This window comes from Maribacter arcticus (assembly GCF_900167935.1).
In the GTDB taxonomy this organism is placed as follows: domain Bacteria; phylum Bacteroidota; class Bacteroidia; order Flavobacteriales; family Flavobacteriaceae; genus Maribacter; species Maribacter arcticus.
The window spans coordinates 113,957-130,648 of sequence record NZ_FUYL01000001.1 but is presented as its reverse complement, the minus strand read 5'-3'; the positions used below and the strand labels follow the sequence as shown (position 1 = coordinate 130,648).

13 protein-coding genes are annotated in these 16,692 nt (G+C 36.5%); 9 read left to right on the top strand and 4 right to left on the bottom strand.

Annotation, left to right across the window (positions count from 1 at the left end):
- The first annotated feature begins 7 nt into the window (after positions 1-7).
- From B5X55_RS00640 to B5X55_RS00615, 6 genes are all read left to right on the top strand, one after another.
- Entirely contained in the window at positions 8-3,412 is a 3,405-nt protein-coding gene (locus B5X55_RS00640; protein WP_159447510.1) for a DUF1080 domain-containing protein, read from the top strand.
- 48 nt (positions 3,413-3,460) lie between these two features.
- A complete protein-coding gene (gene mgrA, locus B5X55_RS00635; protein ID WP_079510467.1) occupies positions 3,461-4,477 on the top strand; it encodes an L-glyceraldehyde 3-phosphate reductase in 1,017 nt (338 codons plus the stop codon).
- 372 nt (positions 4,478-4,849) lie between these two features.
- Positions 4,850-5,665, top strand: coding sequence for a 3-keto-disaccharide hydrolase (locus B5X55_RS00630; protein WP_079510466.1), 816 nt, complete (start codon positions 4,850-4,852; stop codon positions 5,663-5,665).
- 174 nt (positions 5,666-5,839) lie between these two features.
- On the top strand, positions 5,840-8,011 hold the full coding sequence (locus B5X55_RS00625) for a DUF5916 domain-containing protein (RefSeq protein WP_143814369.1): 2,172 nt from the start codon (positions 5,840-5,842) through the stop codon (positions 8,009-8,011).
- A gap of 68 nt (positions 8,012-8,079) precedes the next feature.
- Positions 8,080-8,307, top strand: a complete 228-nt coding sequence (locus B5X55_RS00620) for a hypothetical protein (RefSeq protein WP_079510465.1) — start codon at positions 8,080-8,082, stop codon at positions 8,305-8,307.
- Positions 8,308-8,364: 57 nt separating this feature from the next.
- Positions 8,365-9,129, top strand: coding sequence for an NIPSNAP family protein (locus tag B5X55_RS00615; protein ID WP_079510464.1), 765 nt, complete (start codon positions 8,365-8,367; stop codon positions 9,127-9,129).
- 966 nt (positions 9,130-10,095) lie between these two features.
- On the opposite strand, the gene B5X55_RS00610 is transcribed toward B5X55_RS00615, so the two are convergent.
- The 4 genes from B5X55_RS00610 to B5X55_RS19235 all read right to left on the bottom strand — a co-directional run bounded on the left by B5X55_RS00610 (position 10,096) and on the right by B5X55_RS19235 (position 13,970).
- Positions 10,096-11,256, bottom strand: coding sequence for a cysteine desulfurase family protein (locus B5X55_RS00610; RefSeq protein WP_079510463.1), 1,161 nt, complete (start codon positions 11,254-11,256; stop codon positions 10,096-10,098).
- A 1-nt stretch (position 11,257) separates the two neighbouring features.
- On the bottom strand, positions 11,258-12,460 hold the full coding sequence (locus tag B5X55_RS00605) for an MFS transporter (RefSeq protein WP_079510462.1): 1,203 nt from the start codon (positions 12,458-12,460) through the stop codon (positions 11,258-11,260).
- Positions 12,461-12,895: 435 nt separating this feature from the next.
- A complete protein-coding gene (locus tag B5X55_RS00595) occupies positions 12,896-13,489 on the bottom strand; it encodes a 3-keto-disaccharide hydrolase (RefSeq protein ID WP_079510460.1) in 594 nt (197 codons plus the stop codon).
- Positions 13,490-13,559: 70 nt separating this feature from the next.
- Positions 13,560-13,970, bottom strand: coding sequence for a transposase (locus B5X55_RS19235; protein ID WP_159447509.1), 411 nt, complete (start codon positions 13,968-13,970; stop codon positions 13,560-13,562).
- A 1,108-nt stretch (positions 13,971-15,078) separates the two neighbouring features.
- Between B5X55_RS19235 and B5X55_RS00585 the strand changes: the two genes are divergently transcribed.
- The 3 genes from B5X55_RS00585 to B5X55_RS00575 are packed head-to-tail and all read left to right on the top strand — an operon-like array spanning position 15,079 to position 16,605.
- Positions 15,079-15,306, top strand: coding sequence for a helix-turn-helix domain-containing protein (locus tag B5X55_RS00585; RefSeq protein WP_079510458.1), 228 nt, complete (start codon positions 15,079-15,081; stop codon positions 15,304-15,306).
- A complete protein-coding gene (locus B5X55_RS00580; RefSeq protein WP_079510457.1) occupies positions 15,303-15,638 on the top strand; it encodes a HipA N-terminal domain-containing protein in 336 nt (111 codons plus the stop codon). The genes B5X55_RS00585 and B5X55_RS00580 overlap by 4 nt, the downstream gene beginning before the upstream one ends.
- Positions 15,628-16,605 carry a HipA domain-containing protein gene (locus B5X55_RS00575; protein ID WP_079510456.1) on the top strand — a complete coding sequence of 326 codons (978 nt, stop codon included), beginning with the start codon at positions 15,628-15,630 and terminating at the stop codon, positions 16,603-16,605. The genes B5X55_RS00580 and B5X55_RS00575 overlap by 11 nt, the downstream gene beginning before the upstream one ends.
- The last annotated feature ends 87 nt before the right edge of the window (positions 16,606-16,692 follow it).

Genomic DNA, 16,692 nt, shown 5'->3' with positions numbered 1-16,692 from the left:
GAATAAAATGAAAAAAGCAATTATAACTTTCAGTACATTTCTTTTGATGCTATGTGCCTCGCTCAACGTACAAGGGCAAATTAATAGAACGCTCGAAACCAAAGTAGCCGATATTCTTGCACAATTACCCACCAAAGAGCTGAAACATTCTGACAAATTAATGGAAGAAATTATAGGCTTGGGTGCTGAAGGAATTCTTCAATTCACCAATATGTTAGTGCCCTTGGGTACCGGCGATGATACCAAAGCTAGATACGCAATACAAAGTCTAGCGATTTATAGTGGTGGAAAACAAGGTAAAATTACCGGAGGGGTGGTGGAGCAAGCACTATTAAAAGCATTGAAAAATACTTCTAATGACGAAGTAAAGACCTTTTTGATAGACCGATTAATATATTGCGGAAGCAATGCCAGTGTTGTTCTGGTAAGTTCATATTTACAGGATGATGTAGTATATGCACCGGCCTTATCCGTCTTGACCACCATTGGAACTCTAGAAGCGGCCAAAGCGATTATGGATGTCACAAAATCAGCGGGTACTACTGAACAACCTGCATTTGTAGAAGCTTTGGGAAGATTACAATACGCACCTTCTATAGCGTTGCTAGAGCAATTAGCAGATTCCGGTTCTAAAGCAGTCTCCAAACAGGCATTGGCAGCTTTGGCAGAAATAGCTTCGGTAAATTCAAAGAGCGTGCTGATTTCAGCTGTGAAAAAATCCAATTTTGACTTAGATACTTCAAACTCGATCATCGCCTTAATCCGCTACGGGCAAAGGTTGAAAGAAGAAGGTAAAAGGGCTTTGAGTATAGAAATAGGCAACCTATTGCTAGATAATTGCTCTTCAGAAGAACAATTGCATTTCAGATTTGCGGGAGTACAAATGCTTAGAGATGCTCAAGGAAGTGCTGCCATAAATATGATGCTTAAAGAGGCTAAACATCAAAATACAAAATATGTGGCTTCTGTTTTAGAGGCCGCTTCAAACAACCTTACGCAAGCAGAGGTGGTCAAATGGGTGAAAGCATATAAAAAGGCTTCCGTTGACACCAAGCCGTTGTTAATTAGAATGCTAGGTGAAAGAAGTGAAGCTTTGGTATATGAAAAGTGCATCTTGATGGCAGTAAAGGATACTAATGAAACTGTAAGGATTGCGGGGATCAAAGCTTTAACCAGTCGAGATAAAAACAAGGCTTTATCAGTATTGTTCCAATCCTTAAAGCAGGCATCGTCACCCCAAGAATATACAGCGATCCAAGAAACTTTGCTCAAGATTGTTGATTCTAAGGATGCACAGCTACTGGCCGATAAACTCAATGGGGCCAACGATAATGGCAAAAGAGTATTGATCAACGTACTAGCTGCTCGGAATGCCACCTCACAGTTCAGTGCCATTGAAGGATTGGTAAATACTACGAATACTGATTTAAAAGGGGCTATATATGCCGCTATGCCTTCGGTAGCTTCAATAGATAAACTACCTCAGCTATTAGGTTTTCTTTCCGAAACCAATAATGCTGGTGATTTAGTTAATATTCAAAAAGCCATTATAAAAGTGCTGAATGCAGATGAAGGTCTAAATACAACTAAAATATATCAAGCATACCAGAGTTTTTCAGATAAATCGAAGCTAGTTCCCATTTTGTCGGCCATCAGCAGTAATACAGCTTTAAAATTGGTATCCGAACAGTTGAGTTCAGGGAATACCGAGGAAAAAATCAGTGCTTTGGATGCCTTGGCAAACTGGAAAAATAATGACGCGCTGCCGCTATTGTTCCAGACCGCAAAAACAGCATCAACTGGGGAGGTAAGATCAAAAGCCTATACACAGTATTTGAGTAAAGCAGGGGAGTCTGATTTCCCTAGTGCCCAAAAGTTACTTTTAGTAAGAAAATTGGTACCCTATAGTACTACCGTTCAAGAAAATAAGCAAATTATTATGGCGGCAGGGAAGATTAAAACCTTCCTTTCCTTAGTTTTCGTTTCAGAATTTTTAGATAACAAAGATCTATTGATTACTGCTTCCAACGCAGCCATTCAAATAGCATTACCAACTCCCGGAGTTCAAAACGGATTGAGCGGCGACGCAGTGAGGGATATTGTATCTAAAAGCGTTGACAATCTAACAGGGACGGATAGCCAGTATATAAAGATAGATGTCAAGGAATTTTTGGATAATATGCCCTCGATAAAAGGATTTGTTTCCATTTTTAATGGAAAGGACCTTGAAGGATGGGAAGGTCTGCTGGAAAATCCGATAGCCCGGGGTAAAATGTCTAGAAGAGCACTGGCGAAAGCGCAGGAAAAGGCCAATGCCCAAATGATGCGGGATTGGTTTGTTAAAGACGGGGTCATTGGTTTTAAAGGAGAAGGGTATAACAATATCTGTACGATAAAGGATTATGGTGATTTCGAAATGCTGGTAGATTGGAAAATAACCAAAGGTGGTGATAGTGGTATTTATTTGAGGGGAACACCACAAGTTCAAATTTGGGATACCGCACTAATTGAAGAAGGCGCCCAAGTTGGTAGTGGTGGACTTTACAACAATCAGAAAAATGTAAGCATTCCTTTAGTGGTAGCCGACAACCTCATTGATGAGTGGAATACTTTTCAAATAAAAATGGTAGGCGAACGGGTAACCGTACATTTGAATGGCGTACTGGTCACTGATAATGTTGTTCTAGAGAACTACTGGGATCGCGAAAACCCTATCTTTTCTAAAGAAGCCATTGAATTACAGGCCCATGGGGAAGATTTAGGATTCCGGAATGTCTATGTACGTGAAATTCCTTCTGGAGATGTTCTTTTATCTCAAGAAGAAAGAGATACAGGTTTTATATCCCTTTTTAACGGAAAAGACCTAGATCATTGGGTCGGCAATAAAACCGATTATTTGGCAGAAAATAATGAATTGGTGGTACGCCCCAAACGAGGTGGGCATGGCAACCTTTATACCGCAGAGGAGTATTCAGATTTTACCTTTAGATTTGATTTTAAACTAACGCCAGGAGCTAATAATGGCTTAGGAATCCATGCACCCCTCGAAGGCGATGTGGCCTATGTGGGTAAGGAATTACAAATCTTGGATAATACAGCATCCATTTATGCCAATTTAAAACCGTATCAATATCATGGTTCTGTATATGGAATAATAGCATCTAAAAGGGGGTATTTAAATCCTGTGGGCGAATGGAATTCCCAAGAAGTTGTGGTAAATGGGGATAACATTAAGATTACCTTAAATGGTACCGTTATTATGGACGGAAATATAAAGGAAGCCTCGAAGAATGGTACGGCTGACCATACGGATCATCCGGGGTTAAAAAGAAACAAAGGACATATTGCATTTTTGGGTCATGGCTCGGAGCTTGAATTTCGAAACATACGAATCAAAAATCTAAACAAATAAAACATGAAACTATAACTTAAATAATAGTTCAATACGTACAGAAGATATATGAGAACAAATAATAGTACTTCAATAAAACCATTTTCAGCCTCTGAAGATAGGTATGATAACATGCAATATCGCCGTTGTGGAAATAGTGGTATTCTACTCCCCGTATTGTCACTTGGCTTATGGCATAATTTTGGCCATTCCGATGATTTTGACAACGCACGCAATCTTTTAAGAACTGCCTTTAATCAAGGTATTTGTCATTTCGATCTGGCCAATAATTATGGGCCTCCTTACGGATCAGCAGAAGAAAGCTTTGGACGAATTTTAAAATTGGATTTAGCTAATTACAGGGATGAACTCATGATATCTACCAAAGCAGGGTGGGACATGTGGCCGGGTCCTTATGGTGACCTGGGTTCTAAAAAATATTTAATTGCCAGCCTGGACCAGAGTTTAAAACGAATGGGATTGGATTATGTGGATATTTTTTATAGCCATCGTCGTGATCCAGATACTCCTTTGGAAGAGACCATGGGTGCATTGCATCAATGTGTACAACAAGGCAAAGCATTGTATGTGGGTATATCACAGTATAGTGCGGAAGATACGGATCGAGCCCATGCCATTTTAAAGGATTTAGGGACGCCTTTATTGATTCACCAACCAAGATATAATATGTTCGATAGGTGGGTCGAGAATGGATTGCTGGATGTTTTAGGTAATGAAGGAATAGGTTCCATTGCATTTTCACCTTTGCATCAGGGTGTGCTCACAAATAAATATCTAGAAGGTTTTCCAAAAGATTCAAGAGCTATGAAAGATGGTAGGTATTTAAAAAAAGAGCAAATTACATCTGAGATATTGGAAAAAGTGAAAAAATTGAATGCTATTGCCGAAGCAAGGGGGCAAAACTTAGCGCAAATGGCACTTGCATGGCTTTTAAAGGATGAGCGAGTATCCACTGTTTTGATTGGAGTAAGCAAAACTCAACAGATATTCGATAATGTAAAGGCGTTAGAAAACTTAGCCTTTACCACAAACGAACTTGATAAAATTGAAGAGATTCTCAAATAATCGGTTTTATATGCGCTTGTAAATAACATAAACTAACTATTTAAATTATCCGTTTTGCCGTAATGCATTTTGAAAATAGTATAACTCTAATCTTACCTTTTATGCATAGAGAGATTGATTTATAAACAATTGGTTTACAAGAATCATAGTGCTGCAAAAACTCTATGTTCCTTTTAAAAAAATTTAAATAAATGGAAGGAATGAAGAAAAAGATTGGCAACTCCTTAAGATGTTAAAGAAAATAAATCTTGATGTCCATATAGTATATGTAAATATCGGAAGTCCGAAGGCCAATGATAATTTAGTTGATATGGTATTGAAAAAGTACGGCAGGTTAAGAGGATGAATTGATATGAAAAACAAAAAAATGACATGGAAAAAAAGATATTGATATTTGTGCTATTTTCAATAACAGTTGTTGTTAATGCTGTCGGACAAAACGCGATGCGTTCTACCCCAGGAAAAAAGGATATGGGGAAGAAAGCCATTGAATTGTTCAATGGAAACAACTTGGATGGATGGTATACCTTTCTCCAAAATCGGGGACGCGATGATGACCCAAAAAAGGTCTTTACCGTAAAAGATGGGATGATCCGAATTTCTGGTGAGGAATGGGGATGTATAACTACTGATACGGAATACGAAAATTATAGACTAATTACAGAATTTAAATGGGGGCAAACGACCTATGCCCCCAGATTAAAGAATGCACGCGATTGTGGTATATTATTACATTCACAAGGAGAGGACGGCAATTCTCAGGGCATATGGATGACATCCATAGAATGCCAGATTATTGAAGGAGGTACTGGAGATTTTATCGTAGTTGGAGATGGAAGCAACAAATTTGAAATTACATGCACGGTAGCAAAAGAAAAACAAGGAAACTCTTTTGTTTTTCAACCCGAGGGACGTAAAGTAACTATAAACGAGAATCGCATCAATTGGTATAGTCGTGATCCAAATTGGAAGGATGTCCTAGATTTTAGAGGTGAAAATGATATCGAAAAACCAGTAGGGGAATGGAATCTTTTGGAATGTGTGGTAAAAGATGGTGAAATAGCGGTATTCCTCAACGGAGTTCTTGTAAATAAAGCAACAGATGTAAAACCAAGAAAAGGACGTATTCAGATACAGTCTGAAAGTGCTGAAATCTTTTTTAGGCGTGTGGATTTACTTCCCCAATGAATACAATGACTTTGAATCACCACTTTAAAATACAACCAAGGAGAGTATACCTGCATCGAAATGGACTTTATTGCAGTATTAGAGAAATAAAATGGATAAAAACTATTTAAATTAAATAGAGATAGATCTATTAGTATTATGAACAATTTTTATGAAATAACTAAATTTTACGGAATGATAAAAAACAGCATCCTATTCCTCACCATGGGATTAGGAATATTTCAGGTGAACGCCCAAAAAAAGAACGAAACCTTTCAATATCATATCCGAAAAACAGTACAGCCGGTTATCATTGATGGGATTGTGGATGAGCGGGCCTGGCAAGAGACTGATGTGGCCGATGATTTCTTTATGGTATTGCCTATGGATACGGGAAAGGCTAATGAAACTTCGGAGATAAGGATGACTTATGATGATAAAAACATTTACTTGGCCGCCACCTTTTTTAACAGTGTTCCTGGTAAATATTATGTGGAATCACTACGACGGGATTTCTCCTTTGGTAAGAATGACAACTTTTTACTGTTCATAGACCCGTTCAACAATCAGACTACCGGTTTTTCCTTTGGTTCCAATGCCGCTGGGGCACAGTGGGACGGTACCATGTTCGGGGGAGGAAGTATAGACCTTAATTGGGATAGCAAATGGATTTCTAAAGTAAGGCAATATCCCGAAAAATGGGTCGTGGAAATGGCCATCCCCTTTAAATCTATCCGCTACAAGGACGGCGTAACAAAATGGGGCATCAACTTTAGTAGGTTGGATTTGAAGTCGAGCGAAAAATCGAGTTGGACCCCTATCCCAAGGCAATTCCCTACGGCATCCTTGGCCTACACAGGGGTATTGGTATGGGATGCACCACCGCCTTCGCCAAAGACCAATATTTCCGTAATCCCATATTTGCTGGGAGGCACTGCAAAAGATTTTGAGGGTGAAGACACCACACACAAAAAAATAGGGGGTGATGTTAAATTCAGCCTTACCTCTTCCTTAAATCTTGATTTAACTGTAAATCCTGATTTTTCACAGGTTGAAGTAGATCGCCAAGTAACCAATCTAGACCGTTTTGAATTGTTTTTCCCAGAGCGTAGACAGTTCTTTTTAGAAAATGGAGATTTATTTGCCAATTTTGGATATGAGACCATTAGACCTTTTTTCTCCCGAAGAATTGGACTGAATGTACCTATTCAAGCTGGTGCACGTATAAGTGGTAACCTTAACGATAATTGGCGATTGGGCGTTATGGATATGCAAACAGCAAGCATTGAAGAATCTGGGCAACCCAGTCAAAATTTTGCGGTAATGTCGTTACAGCGAAAAATATTTGGCCGCAGTAGTATTGGAATGATGTTCGTGAACAAACAATCTATTAACTATCCAATGGAGAATGATTCGTTGGTTGATATATACGCCAAGTATAACAGAAATCTTGGTGTTGAGTACAATCTGGCTTCTGCAAATAATGCCTGGAATGGTAAGGCATTTTTTCTAAAATCCTTTGCCCCTACGGATGAGGATAGCGGATTTACCCAAGGTGCACACATAGGATATACCAACCGTAAATGGAACTGGCGCATACAAGAGGAATGGGTTAGTCATGATTACTCCGCGGAAGTTGGTTTTGTAAGGCGAAGAGGCTATAAAAATATATCTGGAAAAGTAGGGCATTTGTTTTTTCCAAAAGCAGGTCTAATACTTAGTCATGGCCCGGAAGTAAACGGATTCTATTATTTCAATGAACAATTTAACGAGACTGATCATACTGCTTATTTAAAGTATAAAATCGATTTTAGAAAGCGAAGCAGCCTACTATTCTTTTTGGGCGATGATTATGTAGAATTACTTTCCCCTTTCGACCCTAGCGGGCTTGGTATTTCGACTTTAGCAACGGGCACCAAACATAGATGGAATTCTTTTGGATGGGAATATAAATCCAAACCTCAAAGTTTACTGACCTATGCTTTTGAAGGTCGATTAGGAGGCTATTATCAAGATGGAAATAGAACAAGTTTAACTGGAGAAGTGGGATATAGATTTCAGCCATATGTTAGCTTAAATGCAAACCTTAGTTATAATCATATCCAGTTGCCGGACCCTTGGTACAATACTGAATTCTGGTTGATTGGTTCAGAAATAGATATAACGTTTACCAATAAACTCTTCTTTTCCAATTTGTTCCAGTACAACGAGCAAAGTAATAATTTTAATATCAATTCTCGTTTTCAATGGCGTTATAAGCCTGCTTCGGATTTGTTTATTGTCTACACCAATATGCAATTATTAGATCCCAATATTGGTAAAAGCTGGTCGCTTACCCTAAAATTTACACATTGGTTTAATTGGTAAGGCCTTTCAAATTAAAGGACAATCCTAAAATCATCAAATCCAAAAAACAATAATTTAAAGTATTTTAATTGAATGGAGAAAAAGGGTTTGCCGAAATACATCCTTCTTCAGGGTATGCCCCCATAAAAGGGCGAATCTATAAAGGAGAACTCAGGGCGTCACATATTACCGACCAAACCTTACAAATGGATGGCATGGCACAAATTATTTTTGACGTAAATGTAGTTCCAGTAGATGGAGAAGAAGTTGTAAAAGACCTTAAAATTATAGACACCATCTATTTAGTTGTAAAATAAGGCAAAAGAGTAAACTTATAATTGATTCAGTAATTAGGATATAAATACAAATACCATATGAAAAGAAGAAATTTAATATTCGTTGCACTGTCAGCAATCATCTTGTCGTTGACAAGCTTTGGCTACAATTCAGAAATACTAAAAAATAAAGTCGAAAAAGAACTTTATGAAATCCGTACTTATGAAATTAAATTAGGGGGGGATCAACAAATTCTTATAGACTATTTGAAGAATGTGCTACAACCAACCCTAAAGCGTTTTGGCGCAAACCATTTTATGCTCTTCAATGAACTAGGAAATTCTAACCCGACTAAACTTTGGGTAATCATAAGTTATCCTAACAGCCAAATTTACATCGACGCCCAAAATTTGGAAGCCGACCCTAAATATACTAAAGCGGCATCAGGTTATAATGCCCTTTCGCAAGATGATAGGGTTTATAACAGGTTTACTTCCTCCCTATTACTTGCATTTGATGGTATGCCCAATATGTTAGATCCGATTAATGGAGCCTCATTATTTGAATTAAGGACTTATGAAGGGTATAGTGAGGATGCTGTAGGACGCAAGATTAAAATGTTCAATACAGAGGAGATTGATCTTTTTTTAAAAACAAACTTACATCCCTTATTTTTTGGGGAAATGATTATAGGACCGCATAGACCATGCCTTACCTATATGCTGAACTTTAAGGATATGGAGGAGCATGATGCCAGCTGGAAAACTTTTGTTGACCATCCGGAGTGGAAGGTTATGAGTGCAAAAAAAGAATATGCCAATTCTGTCTCAAATATACGAAAGGTGTTTTTGAAACCTCTGTAGACAATTATTATCTGAAGAACTATAATAGTTAATAATATTTTATAGCTGAAGTATAGATTAAGAAAGAGTCTGAACAGAAGGTAGTAAAATCCTTTACACCGAATAAATTAGAAGAGGGGGCACCTCTACGTTGTATTAAATTTAAAAAGACATTAAGACAAAGCATGATAACCGTTTTTACTATTTTATATTTTTTTTGAATTAGCGTAAATTTATTTCATAACCCCTTTTCTTTTAAAAAAGTTATAATGGTGCTATCTTAAAATGCTCATCAATTGTCTCTATCGATATTAAGAGCATATTTTTAGTAAGTTCAAATAAAGGTTGAGTAATAATTTCGATACCCAGGTTCATAGAAATTTGATTGCGAAACAGCTGGAAAAAGAAGGTAGATTATTAGAAGCTAAGGCTCTTTGCGAAGTAAATATCTGTGAGAATTTCGAAGGTAGCTTCCGCTATAGAAGGCTACCAGTTCTTTTCTCGCAAAAGAAAGTTGTTTGCTGACGAAATACAAGTTATAGAAAAAGCTTTCTCCGTTTTTGATTCACTAATTACAACAGGGAGAAGTGATGCTCAACCAAAATTGAACGATTTCAAAAAAAGCTAAAGAAAAAATGTCATAGTTTAAATAAAGGATAAATAACTTAGATCCATAATTGGATAGCCTCATTGATGCTACCCACTTGTTGGCAACAAGCTGAGTTAAATCATAAGAATAGTCAGGTTTCAAAATAGGAACATATAATATAAAAAATAGTATAAAAAACAACCGGTTTAGAATCTATTACTTACCAATGCTTGTTTTGAGCCTTATATTCTGTCCAGTTTTTTGTTGCAAGTCCAGAACTGAACCCATCGGTTTACGAACCGCCGTATACGAGACCCATATGTACGGTGGTGTGAGAGGTGCACTCTCCTCACTGATGGGGATAGCCGTCTACTCGATTAGCAACTGGGCTTTATATTTTAATGATAATTTAACTTCGTAAGTTTCAATTTTTCAAATGCTTTCTTAAAGTGAATAATTGCATCATCAATTTCTTGTTTAGTAGTATTTTTTCCTACTGAAAATCTAAATGTTCCATTGGCATAATTATAATCGGATAGTGTCGCTTTTAAAACATTAGATAAATTTGCTGTTCCTGAATGACAGGCAGAACCAGCAGATAAAGCTACCTTGTTTCGAAGTTCATTAATTACCGTATTAGCATCAATATTTTTAAAACTCATGTTCAAAGTATTTGGAAGCGACCTTGATACATCTCCATTAACAATTGAATCAAAATTCAAACTATTTAATTGAACTAACAAATAATCCCTCATTTTCCTCATTTGTGAGGTGTTTTCATTAAACTCTTGATTTGTTATTTCACAAGCTTTCCCTAAACCAACTATTTGCATTACATTTTCAGTCCCAGGCCGTTTATTAAATTCGTGACCTGCACCGTGCATTAATTTGCTTAAAGTAATTCCTTTCTTTATGTACAAGGCACCAATGCCTTTTGGAGCATATATTTTGTGCCCAGCGATGGTTAATAAATCTACATTTAATTCTTTTACATTCGTTGCTATTTTACCAACCGATTGAGCAGCATCTGTGTGAAAAATAATACCATGTTGTTTTGCGATTTCTCCAATCTCTTTTATTGGTTGAATGCTGCCAACTTCATTATTAGCATGCATAATGGTAATTAAAATAGTTTCTGGCAATATGGCCTTTTCAAGCTCTTTTACATCTACAATACCATTTTTATTCACATCAACATAAGTGATTTTAAACCCCTGTGTTTCAAGATATTTACAAACCTCTATAACAGCAGGGTGTTCTACTGAAGAGGTAATAATATGATTCCCTTTTTCTTTATTGGATATAGCGGTACCAATAATGGCGTAATTGTTAGATTCTGTTCCTCCACTAGTGAATACAATTTCATTAGGAGATGCATCTAACAAGTTAGCTACTTGTTTACGAGCCTTTTCAATAGATTCTTTAGCCTTTATTCCCTGTGAGTGAATACTAGAAGGATTGCCATAATGATTCGTTAGAAAAGGCAACATCGCATCTACAACCCTAGGATCATTTGGTGTAGACGCATTATAGTCGAGATAAATAAATGGTGTGTTCATATTAGGTCATTCTTATTTTTATAATGATTGATGATGCTAGGGTCAATATTCCTATAGCAATAATTGTAATATCTATTTCAAAAAATTGCGCTATAATAATGGTTAATAATGCGCCAAAAGCGTAACCTAAATCTCTCCAGAGCCTAAAAGTACCTATACTTTTCGCTCTTTGATTAGGGTTTGTAAAACTAGCTATTGCCGATAAAAAAGTAGGATATACAATTGCAGTACCTACTCCCAAAAGTGACGAAAGAATGATGAATTGAAAATAGGTAGTTGCCCAAAACATGAAAATTAGAGATACACCTTGTAATGCCATCCCTATAAATAACATCATTTTTTTATTATAGTGATCGGATAGTTTTCCGGTTATTAATTGTCCAATGCCCCAAACCGCGGGGTATATAGCTACGATGATTGCTATATTTTTTAAATTAAAACCTCTACTGGCTAAAATAATGGGTAGAACACCCCAAATCATACCATCGTTAAGGTTATTAATAAAACCTGCTTGAGAAATGGATCCTAAGTTGTTGTCTCGCCATGTAGTATCCCAAAAGATATTTTTGAGAGACGTTATGTTATTGATTTTTGTTTCAGCAGCAACATGTTTCGCGGTGTCTTTTATGAAAAATATGCTAATTAACAACCCCAATATCACAAAGCCAATACCTTGATAAAAGGGGTACGGACGTAGACCATATTCAGAAGCAATCCATCCTGTTGTAAATGCTACTAATGCAATAGAAAAATACCCAAAAGACTCGTTCAGTCCCATCGCTAAACCTCGATGTTTTTCACCGACCAAGTCAATTTTCATTACTACCGTACTAGACCAGGTTAATCCTTGGTTTATCCCTAACAATACATTGGCGAAAATAATCCAGTTCCAATGCTGGGCATACATTAAAATAAATGGAATGGGAATAGCAATAATCCATCCAATGATTAATAGATTTTTACGTCCTATGCTATTTGCCAATACGCCTGTAAAATAATTGGTAATGGCTTTTACAACTCCAAAGACAATTATAAATGACAACACTACTGAAGTAGCAACTATTAAAAACTCTTCTTCTGCTAATTTTGGAAGTATGGTTCGTTCTAATCCTACCATACCACCAACAAAGGCATTTACTATTAATAGCAATGTAAATTGTTTCCAATTTTCCTTTAAGCCTAATTGTATGTTTTTTCCTTCCATTTTTTAATTTTTAAGAAATGGCACAACGATTAGCCCCTGCTTCCAATTCAATTAAATCTTCTACTTTTGCATTGCCTTTCAAATTTAGTTTTACTGTAGCGTCTTAATTTGGTGGCGTTTCAGGAATTTTTTGCAATAAATTATTAATGAAATCTTCTTCATTAAGTTGCAATATTTCAACATTGTTTTTGATGTCACCAAGAGTATTACATATTAATTTCTCATCAAAAGAAATTGGGTTACTAATGTGACTAGGGTATACTACCAATTTGCTTTTAAGTGCCAATAATTTTTAAAGTGATTGATACAATAAACCTGTTTTTTGTCGCGCAATCTCCATTGTTGCTAACGTTCCCGGGGTATTAAAGCTCACGGCCGTCTACTCGATTGTAAACAGTTTTTATTACTGAATATCATAAAATTCGATTTATCAAATTAATCCATTTTCAAGGTCTTAATTTTTACATTACGAAATCTAATTTCTCCTGTTCCCGTTGCTTGCAGACCAATATATCCTTCGGTGAGAACTTTATCTCTGATGTCGGCTGTCAAAATACCATTAACCCAAACCTGAATATGGTCTTTTTCATTTTTAATTTTATAAGTATTCCACTTATCAATTGTTTGAACCATTGCTAAAGGAATAGATTTCATTACTATTGCCCCAGTTCTATAATCCTGATTTGGATGTAAATCCCAAATATTTACTTCATAACAATCAGTAGGGCTGATATCATTATTTTTGCAGCGTATAAAAATTCCTGAATTGATAGTACTATCGGGTTTAAATTCCAACTCTAAAATGAAATCTTTATATTTCTGTTGTGTCATTACAAATCCAGCCCCATTTTTAATTTTCCCAATCAACTCATTGTTAGAAAAATTCCAATTAGCATCTCCCTTTATAAACCAGTCTTTGATATTTTCTTGAAATAAAGCTTGTGAATTCAGACACGAAATATTTAATAATAGAACAAGTATAACTAATAAATGAAATCTTATTTTTTTTAAGTAGTTAATGTTTTTCATTATAAATTGTTTACAACGGGAGTTTGCGCAGCAACTCCATCTGGGTTAAAAATAATAAATCGATTGGGATTTAGGGCGTAGCTAAGGTAGTTTTCTCTATTGTAGCTGAATGGGGATGTGGAATCCGGAATAAAAGGAAGTCTGCCCTAGGGGCCGATATTTCCTCTAACAGGGCAAAAAACATGTTGACAAGCCTTTTTAGCCTGTCTTTCAACACTTTTAGGCCAACAATTGACACAAGTCTTTTGAGATTGTAACAAATCATTATCAGATTCACCTCCGGGAGTACATTTTGTTTTCCTCTCATCAATGTATGGGTGAAGCCCCATTGCCTTTTTAGGGTGCCGAACTGATGTTCCGTTATTTGTTGCCTGAGCCTATAGTATTCCGGATTTTCCTCCACTCTTTTTTGGTTTTCCTCCAATGCCTCCTGATAAATGGAGCGCTCTATGAACCGTCCGTTTTTATTTGCGGTACACAAGATAGGTATTGTTTGACGGACGTTTTTCTGGGCCGCTCATATTTTTTAAATGTTGAAACTTATGCAGTAAGGACCATACCTATTCTCCCATTCGTTGATATTTGTCGCAAATCCTTCCCCAGAAATGGGCGTTCACGGGTCATTTGTCGCAAATCGGAAAAAGCTTATAATTTTACATATTTATAAACAGTTGAATTTCAATTTTTTATAAATAAAAAGGAGCACTTAACATCGCGTAGCGTGTTACCCTCTTGCTACTCCTTTTTATCCGCTACGCTCCTCAAAACGGCAGCCCTGGGCTTCCGATCTGATTCAAGTTCTTTCCATTTTTTTTGAAGGCATTCGGTATCAAGATCTATGAGGGAAAAACACCCATTACTTATTATATCCGGTGCGCTTTCCCCTTTTTTATGTCCATCGTAATACGGACATCATATGTCAAGTTACAAATGCTTTCTTGGCTGCGGAAATAATGGGGTATGCCTTTTTAGTTCCCTTTACTTCCCATAGTGCCGTATGCGTTTCCTTTTTTCGATGCTGTATCACTTAACTGATTTGAGCGTAGTAAAGATTTATAAAAAGTGCGAAGCATGAGCCTGATTATGCAATCCGTCTAGGAACAAATCGGTTTCCTTTGGTTTCGGAAAAGGGAAAGGTATATTCTGGGGTACTAAATTTGACAACTGTTGAAAATAAAAAGATTTATCCGATAGCGATACGGGTATGACTAGCAGAGTATAAAGCGAACTTCATTCATGCTATTTTTCTTAAAATGGATGGTGTTCAAGAACTTTTTAAATGATGCGCTTTGACTGGAATGCAATTAAGGGCAACGGGCTTAGTTTGCTTAGTTTGAGAATCAAAATATACTTAAATCATAACAAAACACTTGAATCAATACACATCCCTTTCGTTTTGTATAGAAAATCGATATTTTTATACATTTATGGTTTTATCTTCCTTAATAGATACCAAAATAAGTGAATAAAGCGTCACGGTAGAGTAATTTTTATACTTAAAAGCATATAATAATATTATTTTTAGTTATATTATACGTAAAACCATATAATTTATTATATTTACTCATAATTATATTTAAAAACATATAATGAGTACTTTATCTGAATTTGTAAAAGCACGCAGAAAAGAGGTGAATCTCACACAAAGAGAATTTGCGGAACGAACAGGTGTAGCCCTAACGGTTGTCCGGAAAATAGAACAAGGAAAAACAAACTTGAATATGGATAAGGTCAACCTCATACTCAGTATGTTCGGCCATACGCTTGCTGCTGTTCCAAATGCAACAAAAGAGAGTGTTGAAAATGACGTACAATGAGAAGAGCTACTATCCTATACAACAATAGTAAAGCGGGTGAACTTATAGAAACCAATGATGGCGACTATGTATTTCAATATGATGTTGACTATATAGATAACTATCCAGAACAGTTTCTGACGTTTTCTATGCCAGTCCGATCAGCACCCTATAAAGACAATAGACTTTTTCCTTTTTTTGAAGGATTGATTCCCGAAGGTTGGTTGCTGAACATTGCCACTAAAAATTGGAAGATAAACCCAAATGACCGAATGGGGTTGCTATTAGTCTGTTGTCAAAATTGTATAGGCGCCGTGAGTGTTCACCCCCTAAAAGAAAATCATGAAGCATAAATGTTTATACTGCTATGAGAGCTTAAGCGGAGAAGCAGATTTTCACGAAACTTGTAGCTTATCTTTTTTTGGAACCAAGGAAGCACCAAAATTGGAATATTCCTTGAACCAGATGTCAGAACTAGCAAAGAATGTTATTGACCGAAGTATATCTGTACCGGGAGTGCAGGCCAAGTTGTCGATGTCTTTAATTAATAAAGTTAAAGACGCTGGTAATTTTAGACTGACAGTTGTTGGTGCTTTAGGTGGTAATTACATCTTTAAGCCACCATCATCCGATTATCCCGAAATGCCCCAAAATGAACATTTAACAATGCGCATTGCAGAAACATTTGGAATACAGACCGTGCCCTCTAGTTTGATTCGATTGCAATCCGGCGAACTGTCTTATATCACTAAGCGAATAGACAGAACAGAAGATGACCAAAAAATTCACATGCTAGACATGTTTCAAATAACGGAAGCTTTTGACAAGTACAAAAGTTCCATGGAAAAAGTTGGGAAAGCTTTGCGAACCCATTCCGCAAATACACTATTGGATATGGTCTTCTTTTTTGAATTAACACTGTTTAGTTTTTTGACGGGGAATAACGATATGCATCTTAAAAACTTCTCCATGATTAAATCTACTTGGGGGTGGCTTCTAGCACCTGCATACGACTTACTCAACGTTTCCATTGCCAATCCTGATGATAACGAAGAGTTAGCACTTACTATAGAAGGAAAAAAGAGTAAACTCCAACGAAAGCATTTCGAAAACCTAGGCACTGGGCTAGGGCTCACCGAGAAGCAAATTTCAAGTGTATTCAATCGTTTTTACAAGAAAAAGGGGAATGCAATAAAATGGGTTAATAATTCCTTTTTATCAAATACTATGAAAGAGAAATATATTGATTTAGTTAATAATCGATATGATAGGATATATTCTCCTTCTCCCTCTTTAGATAAACCACTTTTAATCTTATAAAACAAAAGTCACCTATTCGGTGCGCATAAAAAAAACAACCCCTCAAAACCCTTGTACATAGGCATTTCCAGGTTGAGTTCTAGTCCC